The 16,803-nt window shown below is 33.8% G+C and carries 15 protein-coding genes; 2 read left to right on the top strand and 13 right to left on the bottom strand.

Features of this window, described 5'->3' with window-relative positions:
- Nucleotides 1-7: 7 nt before the first annotated feature.
- The 5 genes from GN111_RS34570 to GN111_RS01940 form a co-directional block, all read right to left on the bottom strand.
- Nucleotides 8-835: a hypothetical protein gene (locus GN111_RS34570; RefSeq protein ID WP_231715647.1), complete on the bottom strand. Its 828-nt coding sequence runs from the start codon at nucleotides 833-835 to the stop codon at nucleotides 8-10.
- Between the two features lie 44 nt (nucleotides 836-879).
- Nucleotides 880-1,854 carry a glycosyltransferase gene (locus tag GN111_RS01955; RefSeq protein ID WP_155302135.1) on the bottom strand — a complete coding sequence of 325 codons (975 nt, stop codon included), beginning with the start codon at nucleotides 1,852-1,854 and terminating at the stop codon, nucleotides 880-882.
- 307 nt (nucleotides 1,855-2,161) lie between these two features.
- Complete coding sequence (locus tag GN111_RS01950; protein WP_155302134.1) at nucleotides 2,162-3,061, bottom strand: glycosyltransferase; 900 nt, start codon at nucleotides 3,059-3,061, stop codon at nucleotides 2,162-2,164.
- A gap of 181 nt (nucleotides 3,062-3,242) precedes the next feature.
- Entirely contained in the window at nucleotides 3,243-4,118 is an 876-nt protein-coding gene (locus GN111_RS01945) for a hypothetical protein (protein WP_155302133.1), read from the bottom strand.
- A 345-nt stretch (nucleotides 4,119-4,463) separates the two neighbouring features.
- Nucleotides 4,464-5,591 (bottom strand): glycosyltransferase family 4 protein, encoded by a 1,128-nt coding sequence (locus tag GN111_RS01940; protein ID WP_155302132.1) that lies wholly within the window; start codon nucleotides 5,589-5,591, stop codon nucleotides 4,464-4,466.
- A 97-nt stretch (nucleotides 5,592-5,688) separates the two neighbouring features.
- Between GN111_RS01940 and GN111_RS01935 the strand changes: the two genes are divergently transcribed.
- Together GN111_RS01935 and GN111_RS34340 are read left to right on the top strand one after the other, a co-directional pair.
- On the top strand, nucleotides 5,689-6,042 hold the full coding sequence (locus GN111_RS01935; RefSeq protein WP_155302131.1) for a transposase: 354 nt from the start codon (nucleotides 5,689-5,691) through the stop codon (nucleotides 6,040-6,042).
- Between the two features lie 26 nt (nucleotides 6,043-6,068).
- Nucleotides 6,069-6,395 (top strand): transposase, encoded by a 327-nt coding sequence (locus tag GN111_RS34340; protein ID WP_155307884.1) that lies wholly within the window; start codon nucleotides 6,069-6,071, stop codon nucleotides 6,393-6,395.
- Nucleotides 6,396-6,677: 282 nt separating this feature from the next.
- On the opposite strand, the gene GN111_RS34335 is transcribed toward GN111_RS34340, so the two are convergent.
- From GN111_RS34335 to GN111_RS01890, 8 genes are all read right to left on the bottom strand, one after another.
- A complete protein-coding gene (locus GN111_RS34335; RefSeq protein WP_353740199.1) occupies nucleotides 6,678-6,809 on the bottom strand; it encodes a GIY-YIG nuclease family protein in 132 nt (43 codons plus the stop codon).
- Between the two features lie 301 nt (nucleotides 6,810-7,110).
- Nucleotides 7,111-8,031 (bottom strand): leucyl/phenylalanyl-tRNA--protein transferase, encoded by a 921-nt coding sequence (aat, locus tag GN111_RS01920; protein WP_155302130.1) that lies wholly within the window; start codon nucleotides 8,029-8,031, stop codon nucleotides 7,111-7,113.
- A 178-nt stretch (nucleotides 8,032-8,209) separates the two neighbouring features.
- Nucleotides 8,210-9,106, bottom strand: coding sequence for a glycosyltransferase family 2 protein (locus GN111_RS01915; RefSeq protein ID WP_155302129.1), 897 nt, complete (start codon nucleotides 9,104-9,106; stop codon nucleotides 8,210-8,212).
- A 248-nt stretch (nucleotides 9,107-9,354) separates the two neighbouring features.
- On the bottom strand, nucleotides 9,355-10,611 hold the full coding sequence (locus tag GN111_RS01910; protein WP_155302128.1) for an O-antigen ligase family protein: 1,257 nt from the start codon (nucleotides 10,609-10,611) through the stop codon (nucleotides 9,355-9,357).
- A gap of 349 nt (nucleotides 10,612-10,960) precedes the next feature.
- Entirely contained in the window at nucleotides 10,961-12,478 is a 1,518-nt protein-coding gene (locus GN111_RS01905; protein WP_155302127.1) for an oligosaccharide flippase family protein, read from the bottom strand.
- 124 nt (nucleotides 12,479-12,602) lie between these two features.
- Entirely contained in the window at nucleotides 12,603-13,631 is a 1,029-nt protein-coding gene (locus tag GN111_RS01900) for a class I SAM-dependent methyltransferase (protein ID WP_155302126.1), read from the bottom strand.
- A 169-nt stretch (nucleotides 13,632-13,800) separates the two neighbouring features.
- Nucleotides 13,801-15,663, bottom strand: coding sequence for an asparagine synthase (glutamine-hydrolyzing) (gene asnB, locus GN111_RS01895; protein ID WP_155302125.1), 1,863 nt, complete (start codon nucleotides 15,661-15,663; stop codon nucleotides 13,801-13,803).
- A gap of 8 nt (nucleotides 15,664-15,671) precedes the next feature.
- Nucleotides 15,672-16,784: a glycosyltransferase gene (locus GN111_RS01890; protein WP_155302124.1), complete on the bottom strand. Its 1,113-nt coding sequence runs from the start codon at nucleotides 16,782-16,784 to the stop codon at nucleotides 15,672-15,674.
- Nucleotides 16,785-16,803 lie beyond the last annotated feature (19 nt).

The raw sequence follows: 16,803 nt of genomic DNA, 5'->3' as shown, positions 1-16,803 counted from the left end.
AGGTGTCTTAATCGCCGGTTAATGGCACATCCAAATTGAAAAAATAGGGTGACAATCCCGGGTGTAAAAACCAATTACACAGAAAGGAGATCACCCGATGAAAAAGGAAAAGAAAAAACGGAAAGCCGGAGGAGATAGGGAACGTCCCCGGACGTGGGCCTACCCCGTCGAGTTCCGCCTCAGGATCGTCAAGCTCTTCCTGGAGTAAGGCTACAGCGCTGCACTGATCAGCGCGGAGTTCGGCATCAGCCAGCACTCGATCCGGCGCTGGGCCAACGCCTATCGGCGGGGCGGGGTCGAAGGGCTGACACCGAAGCCCCGGCCAGGCGGAACGCCTTCCGTTAAACCAGAGATCTAACATCGTGTCATCGACGTCAAGAAAGCGCACCCGGAGTATGGCGCCCGGCGCATCACCGACGTGCTCAAACGCTTTTTCCTGATTCCCACGAGCCAATCCACCGTCCACAAAACACTGTCTGAGAAGGGGCTGGTAAACAAGGCCCGGCGCAAGCCGGTGAAGAATCCACCCAAGCCCCGGTTCTTCGAACGATCCCGTCCCAACCAGTTGTGGCAGAGCGACAGTGGTGATGAATCTGGAGAAGTGGCTGAAAAGCCATTTTTTAACTTCTTTTTTCTTCTCGGTGGCAACCACCAACGCTCCCTTGTAAATAAAAGAGCCGTTTTCATCAATTCTAAGGCAATTCATCATCAGGTTATCTATGTGGCCAAATGCACTTACTGGTAATGAAGAAACGATTTTTACCTGAATTATTGAAACTCTATAATTATTCAAGAAACCATAATTAGCGATGTCGCACAGATTTCTGCTTCGCATTAAATTACCCCGTGAACGCTTAAAAATTTTTTTGACCAGTTTTATTAATAGGAGTCTAATTTATATTTTAATTTTAAAAAATTAAAATTCCAATTTCTTTTCATTTCATAATGTAGATCAATTACTTCTTTTTCTAATAGAGTTTTTTTTGAAATAAATTGTTTGATTGAATTTGAAATTGAATTGGCGTCATTTTCTGTAAATATAGTTCCTTTGTAAAATGTTTCTTTATTAATTTTTGAGTTAGATAGAATTAACGGCTTATTACATGCTATTCCTTCATATGCTCCACATACTAAGCAATCTTTTCTAAATGTTAGATCAATTATACAATCACTCGATAATAGCAATTTCCAATATTTTATTTCTGGTAAAAAACCTGTCAAAATAACATTTTTGCTAAGGTTTTCTAAGAAAGAGTAGTCAACTTTTTTATAATTTCCTGTTACGTATATATTATAATTTTTACTTATTAATCTACCTGCCCTAAAAACAGCCTTAAATGGTTCATCGTTTCCATAAGTACATACAAAAACGAAATTATATACAGAATTTTCTTTCTTATTATCTTCTATATTTAATATCTCAGGAATTTTATCAGGTAGTACAAAAGAAGTACCACCGTTTTTATTAATAATTTTTGCTAAGTATCTATTAGTTACAATAGTGATTGTAGCTTTTTTATGCACAAATTGATATAATTGATAAAAATTTTTAAGAAAATTATCATCAGGAACAATAGCTGCATTATGCGCATCTACAACTAAACGATACTTGAAAATTTTTTTTAGCATTACAGCAATTAAGCTCAAGATAATTGAAGGGTTTTGTACAAATAGTATATTTGGCTTATTCTGAATTAAAATAATTAAGGTTCTTTTGATAGAAAGAACATAACGTAATAGTCTATTTTTACTATAATTTATAATATATAATTTACAATCAAAATCCCTAGCTAACTCAAGGGTACGCCTGTGCCTTTCCCAAGCAATCCAAATTTTTTTTTCTTTTTTTTTCATTGTAACGCATACCTAAACTAATCGTTTTTCCTTGGTGAACACTGTTTATGCAAGCAGAATGCAGTCTTACATGTTGTCCGGTAAGCTCTTCACAACCGCAGACTCGAACTGATGAAAAAATTGAATCCCGCCATTGAATGGCCTCGCGTCGAACGCATACTTTCGAAAAACTTGGCACGCTTCATAAAATGAGAGGGGGATGCTATTTTTCAAACCTCTCGAAGCAAAGTACGCTTTAGTCGGATGAACATAGTTTTTAGATGGAAAAGAAAATTTCGGTCAATACCCAGATAATGGCGGGGATCCCCTATTGCTTCTTTGGAAAAATAATTCTATAAATCCCTCTAAAAACTAAAATTGAAAAAAAATTATATTTTAACGCTTTCATAGCGCAAACAAACCCTTTCATTTTATGATTTATACTTCCTAAATATCGAGCTTTTCTAAGATAAAAACGAGAAAGGCCATCTTTGATTTGCTCATTTGTTAGAGATTTTGGATAATTTCTGATAAAATTTAATAAGATTTTTTCATTGGCTTCAAATCTTTTCATTTTGTTTGATGAAATCTGATCAATAGAAATTCGATAGTAAGCTAATGGTTCAGGAATGTAATAGAATTTATATTTTGTAGATAAACGTAACCATAGATCATAATCATCAGCGACTTCACAGTTTTCATTCATGCCACCCATTTCTTTAAAACATTTAGATCGTACCATTACTGAATTCATACTAACACAATTGTTGCAAAACAACTGATAAGTTATTTTTCCTGTGTATCTCTTTAAATTTTTAATATTTTTTTTAATACCCTTTTCATTAATTGGGATCCAATCCCCGTAAACAATATCTACTTCAGGATTTTTTTTAAAAACTTTTAAACATTTTTCAATATGTTCTTCTAAAAAAATATCATCTGAATCTAAAAAACATATAAAATCACCCATAGCAAGTTTAAGTCCAAAATTTCTTGCGGAACTTTGTCCTTTATTTTCTTGATAATAATATTTAACTCTGGGATCACTTTTTTGGATATCTCTTACTAAATCGGATGTTTTGTCATTTGACCCGTCATCAACTATTATGTGTTCAATATTTTTATATGATTGATTCAATACGCTATTTATAGCCGAACCTATAAAATTTCTTCGATTATATGTAGGAGTAATAACACTTATTAGGTATTTGTTATAATCTATTTCCATTTTATCCACGTAAATATATAGTGTCAATCCATAAATAGAGATTTCCGCCAACACAAGAGAACAAATTTTTTAGCAGTTCATTGCAACAAATTGGTTTCCTATTTCAGTAAACGAAAGGCAATAATTATTGCAAATCAATCATCTGTTCTTGTAAGGATAAGCTAAAATTTATCAAATATGCTCATCCATTTAACATCCATTCGTATGTAGATCCTTCAAGCAAAATTTTAATTTCATCATAATTTGATAATATTTCGATTAAAGGAAAGGGATTAGTTTTACCATATCTAATTTTTACTTTTTGGTTCGTAATATTCAAATAACTAACTATTTTTTCATACGCGATAAAAGGATTGCCCTGAATATCATTTTCATAGGTTAACCATAAATGTTTCTTTTCTATTAATTTATTTTTTAGCTCATTGAAATCTTTATTATATTCTTCTAAAAAATTGTAAAGTGTATCTTCTTTATTATCAATATTTAGTTTATTAATATTTATTTTTATCTTTTTATTAATTGGGCATGATTTTTTAGGCGCATGCCATTCAGAGGTAATACGAGCTTTAACACTTGATAAAATCTTTCTCAAATAATTTTTCCTCTCTATCACTATAAACTTGTTAAAATTTAATTTCTCCAATTCTTCAAGAAATTCTTGAAAATCCATCTTGAAATTTCTTATGTGAAAAAATTTAATTTCAAACCCATAAAACTTATTTTTGCCAGACAAATTCATTCTTGAATTTAAAATTTTTAATGGATCTTCTATTATATTTTTAGTTTTACAATGACTATTAACAATATCATTGAAAACTTCTCCATCCCAATATATTTTCGGATTTTGATTAATCATATCACCAATCAAAGTGCTTCCACTACGACCTATGTGAAATAATGCTATATTTCCAAGGTTTGATTTAGCTAATTTTTTTTTTAATATTTTTTGTTTTACTAATAGGTCAATTTTCCTGTATGCAGTAGTTCTTATCTTCCAGCTTATATAACTTGGATTATTAATAACCTTTTTTAACCGCTGTTTTAAATCAAAGTCCATAATTCTCATTATCCTATTAACTTAGAGTTTCCTGAATTACTTTTTTTATTTCTCCACATCTGTAACCGCGTTGTTGTCATCGGTCTTTTAGATGGTGAACATAGATTTCGATCTCGGCTTCAAGTGCCTTGGTTAGCAACTTTCTGGTCCCCTGGCGCAAAATATCGGTAATCGGGTCATTTGCAAAGACATTTTTTTCAGATTGATTACGTTATCTTTACTCATGGTGTGTGCATCCTTCCGAATTGTTGGTCGGTTGAATGCCTCGTAAACAGTCAACCGGAGGATACACCACATACTTTCCTAAACACAACTTTTGAATATAGCTCCAGTGGCACAAATATTTCATAATAACTTAATCATTTGCTTTTCTAAAAGCTTCGATTTAATTGTTACATCAAATCTTTCTGCAGCAGTTTTGCTATATTTTTTGGACTTATTTTTCGAAGGGAATCTCATTTCTTTTATCAAGGCCATCGCAAGCATGTAAGAATTTTTTGGATGTATTTTGATAGCAGGAGAATTTTTTATAACTTCTCTTAAACCAATACAGTTAGAGGCAATCAATGGGACACCGGCAACAAGTGTTTCTGCGGCGACCAATCCAAAAGATTCGCGAAGAGATGGGACTGTCACTACATCAAAACCTTTAATAATTGAAGCAACTTCAGAAGAAAAAGGTAAAAATATAAAATTTTTATCTAATCCCTTTTTATTGATCATAAGCTGATATTCTCTTATGTATGCTCCCCATCCGAAAGCCAAAACAATAGGTTGTTTATTTGGTTTTTTATCTTTTACGATGATATCAATCGCGTTGATAAGATACTTAAATCCCTTTTCCGGCATAAAACGCCCTAAATAACCTATTAAGAAGGCATTTTCTGGTATTATTATTGATTTTGAAAATACTTTTGGCTGCGCACTTAAAAGTTTTTTCACATCAATTCCATTTTGAATAACAACATTTTTTTGGAAATATTTCTTTAATATAGGTATAACACTAAAAACATTTTTCTTTGTATCCTCTGACACATAATGAATAACATCAACTAAAGGAAGCAAAATAGAAAGTACAATATATTTTAATATTCCTTTTAAGCCCTTAAACATTTCTTTTGTTAATGTTTCATGAATTGTTACGATATGCGGTATCTTAAATAAATAGCAATATAACCCCATAAATAGTCCACTAGAAATTCCATGTGAATGAACTAAGTCAAATTTTTTTTTTACAACTATATTCCGTAATATTTGCAAAATTGATTTTTTTTTTATTGGCAAAAAGGTAGGATTAAAGATTTCTAAGTCTCTGATCAATTGTCCAATCTCACCGCGTTCTGGAGCCATGATGGTAAAGGAATATTTTTTGGATTCAAAATTGTTATAAAAATAATTACAAAAATTTCTGATTCCACCTATTGGCCAACGCAATACTACTAGTATATGAATTTTTCTTTTCTTGTATTTCATAATCCGGTTCTCTATGAAACTCCAGTAAATCTGTTGTGACCGTATCTGTCACACAAATGCGTTATGATGGCCTCACAACCAACAAAAGGAGGTCGCCATGACAGACTTTACCATTACTAAGGAATTTCCAAAATCTGAGATTGAATTTGATCAACGGTTTTCACAACCGGATGCCTGTTACGAGTATCTGTTCCAGCAAAAATGGCCTGATGGTTTTACGTGTAAAAAATGTGGCCACAAACGCTACTGGCTGAGTTCAATAAACTTGTATATCTGTACCCGGTGCGAACGCCAGCACTCATTGACGGCCGGCACGATCATGGACAGTTCCAAAATCCCGATTACCTATTGGTTTAAAGCCATGTGGTGGTTCACTACCCGCAAATCCGGCGTCAATGCAGTGAACTGGAGACCTTCATTTTCGACAATATCGAGCCCGGTGCAACAATAGCCAAGGATGAATGACGTAGCTACAACATCATTGATAAAGAACAGTTTCGACGCGAAATAACCAACCAAAGCAAGAGCAAGGACTATGAAAAACTCTATGGGGCCAATTTGGTGACGACTTTGATCAAACGATTGATCAGAGGAACGTATCAGGGGCGATTCGAGCCAAAATATCTTCAAAATTACCTGTACGAGTATGTCTTTCGATTCAATCGCCGCAAATCAAAGAGCATCGGGAAAAAGTTCATGCGTATCGTTCAGCAGGCACTGAAAACGCCCCAGATAACCTGGCCAAAGATTCCTTGGGATCTGGACCCGTTATCCGAGTATTTTGCAACAACTGGAGTTTCATAGAAAACCGCATTTCATAATTGTCCCGACCCGCACCGTTAGATAATCACTTGAGGTGATCAATTGATTTACTTTTCTTTAGCAGGATTTCTCCATATAGTTGGCGGTCAAATTTTTCTAACGGAGTTAAATCACGGCTGTCCAAAAATGCCATGGACCAGATTCAACCTGTTAAATACGATTTGAGCCTTCTCCCAAGATACATATTACCATGATGTGTCTTGAAATATTTTCTCGATGTGTCGCATCAGATCTATCAAGACAGGCTTCATAATATATCAGCTTTTATGGCCTTCGGTATTTGGTCGATTCGACAAATCCTTTTTCATGCTCTTCAAATCGTCGCTTCAGATCCTGAGTATAACCTATGTAGAATTTGCGATCTTTCAGGCTTAGTAAAACGTATGTGTAGTATATTATAGCTGAAACGATTTAACAGGGTAAAATTCTGAAATCCTGCGCCAATTCAAAGCTTGTCGCTTTCGAAAAACTAGACACGCTGCATAAAATGAAAAAATCATGTTGATTTTAAAACCTCTCTCATGAGGATCGGCATTTTCAGTCGGACCATTTTAAAATTTGATTGTTATGATAAAATCAATGTGTAGAGTAGAGCGCGATGACAAAAGTTCCAACACCTGAGATGGTCCAACCTATGCCTCGCCGCACGCGGCTTCTTACATGTCAGAAGGTGATTTGCCGAAATTAGCGCTCTACTCTACACAAAACAATTACTCTTTTTTCCTTTTATTGGATCCCAGAAACCAATGTTTAACGTCTCATCTAATTTCCACGGAATTCGGTTTTTTTGAGTATCTATGTGTTCACGAAGTAATAAAATAAACTCAGATCTTGAAATCAGGCGGGCACCTTGATTTTTCCAAAATTCTGTGTATCTCTTTACATCATTAACTATATAGCCCCATGCTTGCAAATGACAATTCAAATAAGCTAAAGCTATCTTAGAGGCGTGAGGTCGTTTCGAAAACATTGATTCAGTAAAAAAAATATGTCCAATTGCTACACCATATAGTCCACCAATAAGGTTATCGTCATTATCCCATACTTCTATCGAATGAACATATCCCTTTTTATAAAGACTATAATAAGCTTTAATAATATCTTCTTTGATCCAAGTCAAAGGTGTTTTTCCTTTTCTCGGCTCAGCACAATTTGCAATAACTTGACTAAAATCACTATCAAAAGTTACCCGAAATTTTTTTTGCCTTAAATGGCGCCGAAGTGTTCTTCCGATATGAAATTCTTCCGGGAACTGTACCATGCGAGAATATGGAGCATACCATTTTACTGGGCCAATATGACGATGTGGGTAAATACCCATCCGGTAGGCTTTGATTATACGAGAGCTATTTAGTTTTCCACCCATCATAAGAAGTCCATCAGGCTTTTTTAATGATTTGTGAACTGGTGGAAAGGAGTTGTACCCAGACCCAAAATGGAACAAATCTCGTATGAATATCCAGAGTAATCCGGGTAACTCATTTATACGTGAGGGCCATAAGGGATATAATAAGGAAAGGGTAAAATATAAAAATTTATTCATGAAACTTTTTTTTTGACAATCAAATAAAACTGTTGATGAAAATAAATTGATCATTTTTTGTTTAAGTTTATTCATACTACCACCAATTGATTTAATTTTTAAGTGTGAATTTCACCAAAAAAGTTGCCCCGGTTAAAAGTAAACCGATAAGTCCATGCAAGTTCAAATAGAAGATTTTGAATCGGTTTTTCCCAAAACTAGTCAGGACGCCAATAATTCCTTTGAAATGGCGGTGTGAGTTATTACGGGTCCGTCAATTATACCCTCCTATATTTTCCTTTTTTATGATTACTTTAATTGCTCTCATTGGATCAAGTAATCCAGAGATTAAAAAATGTAAAACAGCTAAATAATATTTATTTTTCACTAGCATGCATTGTCCCATTCTAAAATTTAATACGGCTAGTCGCCGACGTTTCGTAGAAAAGCTATAAGGATATCTTCTACCTGCATTTTTCAAGATCAAGAACCCTGATCGCCAACGTCTTTCGGCTTGTAAACTACTCAAAGAGTCAGAATGCTCTCTTTTATACCAATGGATTTTATTTAAGTAGCCAATCTCAGATATTTCTGAGATTCGAATAGCGATATCATGGTCCTGTGCAGATCGTAGCTTTTCATTAAAAACTCCTGCTTTTTTAAATACATTTCTTCGTATCAAATAACCCGATGGTGTGCCTAAAGGACATTCTAGTAATATTGTTTCTGGATCTCCTGAAGCAATGTAATCATTTGGAAAAAGAGGGTAAAGTAAATTATCATTTTCATCAATGGCATAACCATTCGAATACATATATCCAATTTTTGGATTAGCTTCTAAATATTCAACTTGCTCTTCAATTTTAGATGGGGCAAACAAATCGTCACTGTCTAAAATTGATATATATTTACTATCTGAATTATAAATTCCAAGATTAATTGATGCTGACTGTCCTTTGTTCAATCTACCTAAATGTTCTATAACCTTTATTTTTTTACTATAAATATTTAGAATATCTCTTGTATTATCAGTACATCCGTCATCAATACAAATAACTTCAAAATTCTCATAAGTCTGATTCAATACACTATTAACTGTTTTTTGAATATACTTTTCTCTATTATAACAAGGTATAATAATGGTGACTTTAGGTTTTTGTATATAATCCATTTATTCTATACCTGCGTATCATTGCTTTCCGGTTAACTCTTTGTGAGAGAAAATTATCTATTTTAATAGATATAATATTGACGAAAACACAAGGAATTGATTTGAATATATAGTAAGTTTCTTTCCGGTTTTTCGCGGCATTTTGAAAAAACGTCCTTGTTTTTGGGTTAATCGTTTTACCAATGATGCCACCAAATGACCACCCAGAAAGGAAATAATTTTTAAATTCATTTTAATTGTTTGTTGAACTAACACAATTTTTTCTCCGAATAGATTTGGCATAATGCAGATAGACTCGCAAAAAAATACCACTCCCAGCTACTCAAACCAAAACAGATTATTGAATATACCAAAAACATTGTAGCCCATGCTTGAATAGCTTTCGCAAGGTTAAGAATCCATTTGCATTCAAAAAACTCTTCTTGAAGTTTTTTTCGTGCCTTAGCAAGAGATTTAAAAATAGATTGAATTAATTTAAAAAACAAAATCAAACCGACTATTCCAATTTCTTGAATTGCCTCTAAATACAATGAATGATCTCTACCTGTATCTCCTGTTGTATGATAGTTTGCTTCTTCAGATGTACCTAATCCATAACCTAATACTGCCCTTACGTGTATCAAATCTTTTATACCATTTTTTAAACCATTCAACCTACCTGTTGCTGTATCATGTCCTTTTGCACTAGAATCAATAATGGAAAGATATCTTTCTTTAAAATCTGGTGATAATAAACTAGATATTATTGCAAAAATTACGATGGTTGATATCGTAAAAAATATTATGCCTTTCTTATTTACTTTCCAATCATTTTTAGATAAAAATATTGTTAAAAGCACAACAAAAAGACAAATAACTCCGCTTCTTGCACCAGTTAGTAATAAAACATATAATATTATTGGACACAACAGTATAAAAAATAATTTATAAATTCTATTAGCATCTTCCCAAATTAAAAAATATAAATATGGAAATATAGTCACAATAAGGCCGGCAAACTGTGTTGGATTAAGAACATCATAGGGTGCACTACTAAGTCTGTTAAGATGGCTTAATGAACCACCAGTCATCGAATAGGCTGCGCTTCCCCAGTACCCTTCAGTTAAATGAAGATAAAAAGGCTCTAAAATCCTAAATAACTGACAACCTAAAAAGACATGTAGAAATATATTTAATTTTCTTGTTGAAGTTATAAAAGAAATGGTGAAAATGAAGAAAATAATAGCTTTCAGATAAGTTTCAAAACCAAATCGGATTACCGATCCCGGCCATTTTACGAGTGGAAGTGAAAAAATTATATAAAAACAAAGTATCTTAAAAGATTTAATTATTTCAATCTGTGGAGGTTTACAATTATTTTTTAACGAAAAGGGCAAGCAAAAAAATATTAATAAAACAAGCAAGAGATCAAATCTTATTTGGCCTAAAACGGAGATTCTAGCACTTAAATGTAAAAAATAACTTATGTTGTATAAGATGTAAGAATAGAATCCTATGGCTCTCATCAGTAGTCGAGACCTTTGCACAACCCATAGGAATTTTGGCGCAAGATCAATCCAACGCCCTCATCAGGTGTGCCGTTAATATCAATTTAACCGAATATATCAGCGGGTTATATCCTTTTTTTCTTGCTTTTTGATGCCGTCCATAATACTTATGTTTAAACATTACAGATAGTTAAAGAGTAATCATGGGCTACAAAACATTGACAATACTCTCGGCTTCGCGGACCTGGCGCCGATAGCTCACTAAAACATAACCGCAGCCTCAAACATTAAAAATGGGAACACAATTCTGTGTCTAGTGGTTTTTTTCTATTAACCTGTTTTAAATTAAAGGAGCAACTTCAGATTCCTATTTATTTTGCACAGCAGTGATTCTAAATATTGAAAAAAAGAAATTACGTTCGTGTTTTGAGCACGATAAACGAATAAATAATAAAAAATATATCAATGCTAAAATTATTGTCATAATACCAATTTTTATATAATTATTTGGAATTAAATAATTATATAAAAAGTTATAGATAATTGTTGTCAATAAAACTGGAAATAATTGAGGGATAATAACTTCCCTCAAATATTGCCAAGTATTTAACCCTAATAATTTCGAGACTTTTTGAAGTATGATTGGGAAAAACACAATAGCAGATATTAGAGTTGCAAAAGCAACACCTTCTTTTCCAAAGTTGTTTACTAAAACTATAGATAAACACAGATTCAACAACGCTTCATATATACCTAAATATGCAAGAATCCCATGTTTTCCTTTACTTGTAAGAATTCTTCCGCAAAGAGGATTTAAAAAATAGATCAAAAAAGATAACCCGATTATATACAGTATAACTTGCCCTTCTTTACTATATTTACTTCCAATCCATAGCTCGATAAATTGTGCCCCTAAAAAAAAAACAGATAAAAAAATACAAGTCATAATCCCAACTATGTATTTTGAATAAACTAAGAATTCAGCAACTGCTTTATCATCTTCTCCTTTAGCATTTAATACACTAAAATGCGGCATAAAAGTCAAGGTTATTGACATTCCAATGGTTTTAACTTTGTTAAGCATGTTAACGGGTATTATATAAAATGGTACAATTGAAGGATTTAAAAAAATTCCAATAACAATTGAGTCGGTCTGAAATTTGATACTACCAGCTAAACCAAGCATAAAGCTCTTAAATCCAAATTCGTATAATTCTCTCAGTGTGCTTATGCTTATATCTTTTATTTTAAAGTAATATCCTCCAAATTTTGGTAGCATTAGTAGAAAATAATAAATCAGCGTTTTTAAAAGATTAGCAGCTGTATTTATAAATGCAAAAAAAATGAGCCCATAACCGTTTTTCAACATAATATACAAAAAAATATTAGTTGCTATCATGATTATTGCCGTGATTGCTCTAACAAGAAAATAACGCTGAAATCCTTCATGAAAACTTTGTACAAACATTTGATTAAACATCACTGTAACACTAACAGAAATTATAATCAAAAAAATAAAATATTTTCTGACGGAAACCCCTTTTTCGGCAATAGCCTCAGGGTATATATACGCCCAGATTAAAAGTAAAACAGAACATATTACACCTGTAAAAGTAACAATTAGGAAAGAAGTACTAAAAATTTTATTTAATTTTACTTTATCATTCAATGCACTATATTTCGCAACATATCGAACAATAGCCGGAGGTATACCAAACTGAAGTAACCCCATATATCCAATTACTGACATCATTATTTCCCAAATACCATAATCATGATTCCCTAAGCTTACTAAAATGACGGGTGTCATAACAAATACGACAGCTATATTTAAAAATACAAAAGCTACATTTGATAATGAATTAACGATTAAATTATTTGACATTAATTTTATATTGCTATAAGTTAGGATGTATAAGAATCAAAAAATACGTATAATTACTCTTTTTTAAGGAATTAAACCTACCTGCTTGTATCATAACTATATGAATAGTAATTGTAAATAGACTCTAATCTTTTTTAATAATCAAGTTCAGGTACGGTTGAAAAAATCCACTGTGAATTTTCGGAAATCGTTTTTTAAGAAATGATTCATATCGAAAACTTGACGAAGTAATACTTTTTAAGAAAAAAAGGATTCCTTGCCTCCGGTGAAAAATAGACCTGCAACTAATAATGTTTAGTTTAGATAAGGGTTTCATAGTCATTTCAAACTCATGAAAGCTAACCCCCCGTCCCCATCTAAAAAAATTTATCATATCATCTCTGTTAGGTTTGAAATCTCTGAAAGCATTCTTAAATTTTTCCCTTGGACTAAAGTTTGCGTATTTTATTGCTAAATCATCAGGTAACCAATGAAAAAAAGGAAGTTGAGATGTGTGTGAATCATAAAAATACAGCCTATTAGGTGTGTCGGTAACACACCATAAGCCACCTATTGGTAACATCTCCCATGTTTCTTTCATAGCAATCATTCTTTCAGAATTGGTCATATGTTCAAGGCAGGCCCAAAAGATTACAAAATCGTATTTATTTTTAAATAATTTATTTTTTATTTCTTTTACATTTAAGTTTAAGAAATCTACTTTGAGCCTATAAATTTCGCATCTTTTTTTTGCTACAGTAAGTGCGTCATGATCAATATCAACAGCTGTAACAACAGCACCTTGCTCAGCCAATGCCACCGTCGATGCACCAGTTCCGCAACCAATTTCAAGGACTTTTCTGCCTTTTAATTTCCTAACGCTATTGAGCCATGTAATTGAAAATTTACGATCTTCTTCTAATCTGCCTTCTAAGTGATCTAAAATATCTTTTTTACCTACGTCAGTATATAAATATCCTTTTGCTTCTTTCTTAAAAAAATTATTTTTTAAAGTTGCTTCCAGAATTTTTAATTCTGCAGCATTTAGGGTTTTAAAATTACACTTTATATCATTTGGAATTTTTGGATTTAATACTATTTTTTTTAATATTCTTAAGCCATTAATACCGCTAAGATATTTATTTAGTTTTTTTTTACCTCGATAATTACTCATTTTTAAACCTATATATTGAATCAATGCTATCCAACATGACGGATGTTATCCGTCCGGACCAATGCCTGTGTGCTAACATATTATTATCTTCTTTTGTTTGGGTATTAGAATCACGCTCCTATCTTATAAAATACGCTAAAAAAAGGTAGCTATTTAATATGATCAGTTTCTAATCAGCATATTTTTTAAACCACAACTCTAAAACCATTAGCGTCCATATTAAGTAGTCATGGTTTCTCCGCCTACTCTTATGTTCCTTGAAAATTCTGTTGATAAAAGCTGGACAAAAAAAACGTCTTACACTTGATTGATCACTTAAAATTAAGTCTTTAGAAATTTCTTCCCACTCATTACGAAGCCATTCAGCGATTGGTACTGCAAACCCCATTTTTGGCCTGTATATCACCTTCTCAGGCAAAAGCCTTTCTGCTGCTTTTTTAAGGAGATATTTTGAATCATTTTTCTTAACTAGAACAGCCGGCGGTATTGTGGCGGCAAACTCGACTAGTTTATGGTCTAAAAAAGGAACTCTTGCCTCAAGTGATACTAGCATGCTCATACGATCAACTTTTGTAAGGATATCACCAGGCAAATAAGTCTTTATATCAAGATACTGCATTTTTGATAGCATTCCAAGCCGTTGAACCTCTGAAAGGTACTTGAGCATGACCGAACTCGGGTCCGAAGTTGTAAGCATTTCTTTTAAGTCGTCACTAAATACTTCCTTGTGAATAGTTGTCACACCTTTGGAAATACTCCTTAAATATCTTTGGTCTGGGTTGCATGCCAAGTGTCGCAATGTATTGATACCGGGGAAAAATTCTGGCAAACATGATGCCAGGTTTAAAAAGAAAAATTTTCTCCAAGTGAGTGGCACATAGATAGACATCCTTTCTATAAAACCTGAAAAATAACGATCATATCCGGCAAAGAGTTCATCGCCACCGTCACCGGATAAGGAAACCGTGACATGCTTTCTTGTCATTTTTGACACATAAAAAGTCGGTATCGCCGACGAATCGGCAAAAGGTTCATCGAACTGGTGTATCAAATCATCGATAATCGCCTCGGCATCAGGTCGGACGATTTCTTCATGATGCTCTGTATCGTATAGCGTTGACACAGCTCGGGCATATTCAAGTTCACTATAGGACTGGTTTTCAAAACCGATTGAAAAGGTTTTGACACGTGTCCCCATATTTCTTGCCATCATAGCGACAACCATGCTGGAATCTATTCCTCCGCTTAGGAATGCCCCAAGTGGGACATCACTAAGCAAACGCAGACGGACTGCTTCATCTAAGTGATATAAAATTCGCTCAATATAGTATTCTTCTGAATAAACCTCATTATGCTGGAACTTGATATTCCAATATTGTTGAATATCAGAATACCCATCCCGATAGGTCAGCATATGCCCGGGTGGTAGTTTCTTTACTTTTTCAAACATTGTATCCGGATCTGGTACATACCCAAAAGCAAAAAAAGTTATAATGGAAGGATGGTGAACTGAACACTCCACATCAGGATGCTCGAGCAGGCATTTGATTTCAGATCCAAAAAGTAGAGACGTCCCTGTGTCCAAATAAAATAATGGTTTTATGCCTAACCGATCTCTTACAAGAAACAACGTATCCTTATTCAAATCATAAATAGCAAACGCAAACATCCCCCTCAAATAATGAATGCATTCCCGTCCATATTCTTCATAAAGATGGATAATTGTTTCGGTATCTGATTTAGTCTTAAAGAAATGCCCTCTTTTTTCCAGATCAATTTTTAATTCTTGGAAATTATAGATTTCACCATTAAAGACTATCCATATAGATTTATCTTCATTATGCATGGGCTGAGATCCCGAAACCAGATCTATAATTTTAAGCCGCCTCATGCCAATGCCCACATTGTGATGGGTCCAAACTCCGCCTTCATCTGGCCCCCTGTGTGTCATGGCGGCACACATGCTGTTTAACACCGACTCAGAAATTCTTATATCCTTATCATGATTAATTATTCCGGTTATCCCGCACATGAAGCTACCTATTTTCCTGCTATCGATGTATATAATATATTATATTGATGTACGATGAGTTTTATATCAAAATACTGCTCTATCGTGTGCTTCCCATTTTTTCCAAACTGCTCTGCAATCTTCATGTCTTTTAGGAGATATAAAAGTTTTTCTTTTAGGTCATCTTTGTTGCCGGGTGTAAACAGCAACCCGTTGACGTTGTTTTTAACAAGTTCCTTGTTGCCACCCACGTTGCTCGCAATGACTGCTAAACCTGCCCGCATAGCTTCCATGACCGAGTTAGACAAGCCTTCTGAGTCCGACGTGTTCAACGCAATATCGGAACCAGCAAGAATCCTATTAACATCATTTCTACTCCCAGCAAATCGCACAAATTTTCCTATGTTTAGCTCGGTTACACGTTTTTCTAAATTCGATCTCATCCAACCATCACCAACAATCAAAAAATAGGCAGGAATCCTCGCTACAACAAGGGGGATGCTCTCTATTAGCAAATCAATGCGTTTAACCGGTCGGTTGCAATTCGATACAAGCACTACGATCGGGTAATCAGTAAAATTAAACTCTTTTATTAATTCATTTTTTGCTTTATCATTTTTCGAGAATTCTTCTCCGATATAGATACCGTTGTAAATGACCTTCACTCGACCGTTTCGTAACAACGGTTCTACGGTTTCTTTAACCGATATGGAGTTCACCAGAATCAGGTTAGACATTTTCATCATTACTTTTTGAATGAATAGTACGAAAGGTGATGCCCAGAAAAGCATATCGCGTATGCATACTACAATCTGCTGTACACGAGCAATTTTACCCGCCAGTACCCCAACAACAGTTGAATCCTGAAAGAAGGTTTGTACAATCTGAATCTTCTCATATCTTAACAATTGAATGACTTGATACATCTTTTTTAAACCATCTATGCTTAGTAGACGGTGTATATTCAATAAATAGACAGGTGTATTATCAGGTATCAACGGATGATTCTTATCGCCACGCAGTATAAAAATGGACGGTTTAAACCGTTTACGATCGAGTGAAGCTATGAGAAGGCTTAGTTGTCCTTCGGTGCCCCCGACTCCGAACTGATCAATGATGTAAGCTATCCTAATTTTATCCATTTATTCTATTACGGAAACA

Origin of the sequence: Desulfosarcina widdelii (assembly GCF_009688965.1) — a bacterium.
In the GTDB taxonomy this organism is placed as follows: domain Bacteria; phylum Desulfobacterota; class Desulfobacteria; order Desulfobacterales; family Desulfosarcinaceae; genus Desulfosarcina; species Desulfosarcina widdelii.
This window is presented reverse-complemented; position numbering and strand designations above follow the sequence as displayed.

Bases quoted from the DNA above. Each gene is read 5' to 3' on its own strand.
- GN111_RS01905 (WP_155302127.1), bottom strand. From the start codon at position 12,478: ATGTCAAATAATTTAATCGTTAATTCATTATCAAATGTAGCTTTTGTA.
- GN111_RS01900 (WP_155302126.1), bottom strand. From the start codon at position 13,631: ATGAGTAATTATCGAGGTAAAAAAAAACTAAATAAATATCTTAGCGGT.
- aat (WP_155302130.1), bottom strand. From the start codon at position 8,031: ATGAATAAACTTAAACAAAAAATGATCAATTTATTTTCATCAACAGTT.
- GN111_RS01910 (WP_155302128.1), bottom strand. From the start codon at position 10,611: ATGAGAGCCATAGGATTCTATTCTTACATCTTATACAACATAAGTTAT.
- GN111_RS01890 (WP_155302124.1), bottom strand. From the start codon at position 16,784: ATGGATAAAATTAGGATAGCTTACATCATTGATCAGTTCGGAGTCGGG.
- asnB (WP_155302125.1), bottom strand. From the start codon at position 15,663: ATGTGCGGGATAACCGGAATAATTAATCATGATAAGGATATAAGAATT.
- GN111_RS01935 (WP_155302131.1), top strand. From the start codon at position 5,689: ATGACAGACTTTACCATTACTAAGGAATTTCCAAAATCTGAGATTGAA.
- GN111_RS34570 (WP_231715647.1), bottom strand. From the start codon at position 835: ATGCGAAGCAGAAATCTGTGCGACATCGCTAATTATGGTTTCTTGAAT.
- GN111_RS01940 (WP_155302132.1), bottom strand. From the start codon at position 5,591: ATGAAATACAAGAAAAGAAAAATTCATATACTAGTAGTATTGCGTTGG.
- GN111_RS01945 (WP_155302133.1), bottom strand. From the start codon at position 4,118: ATGGACTTTGATTTAAAACAGCGGTTAAAAAAGGTTATTAATAATCCA.
- GN111_RS01915 (WP_155302129.1), bottom strand. From the start codon at position 9,106: ATGGATTATATACAAAAACCTAAAGTCACCATTATTATACCTTGTTAT.
- GN111_RS01950 (WP_155302134.1), bottom strand. From the start codon at position 3,061: ATGGAAATAGATTATAACAAATACCTAATAAGTGTTATTACTCCTACA.
- GN111_RS01955 (WP_155302135.1), bottom strand. From the start codon at position 1,854: ATGAAAAAAAAAGAAAAAAAAATTTGGATTGCTTGGGAAAGGCACAGG.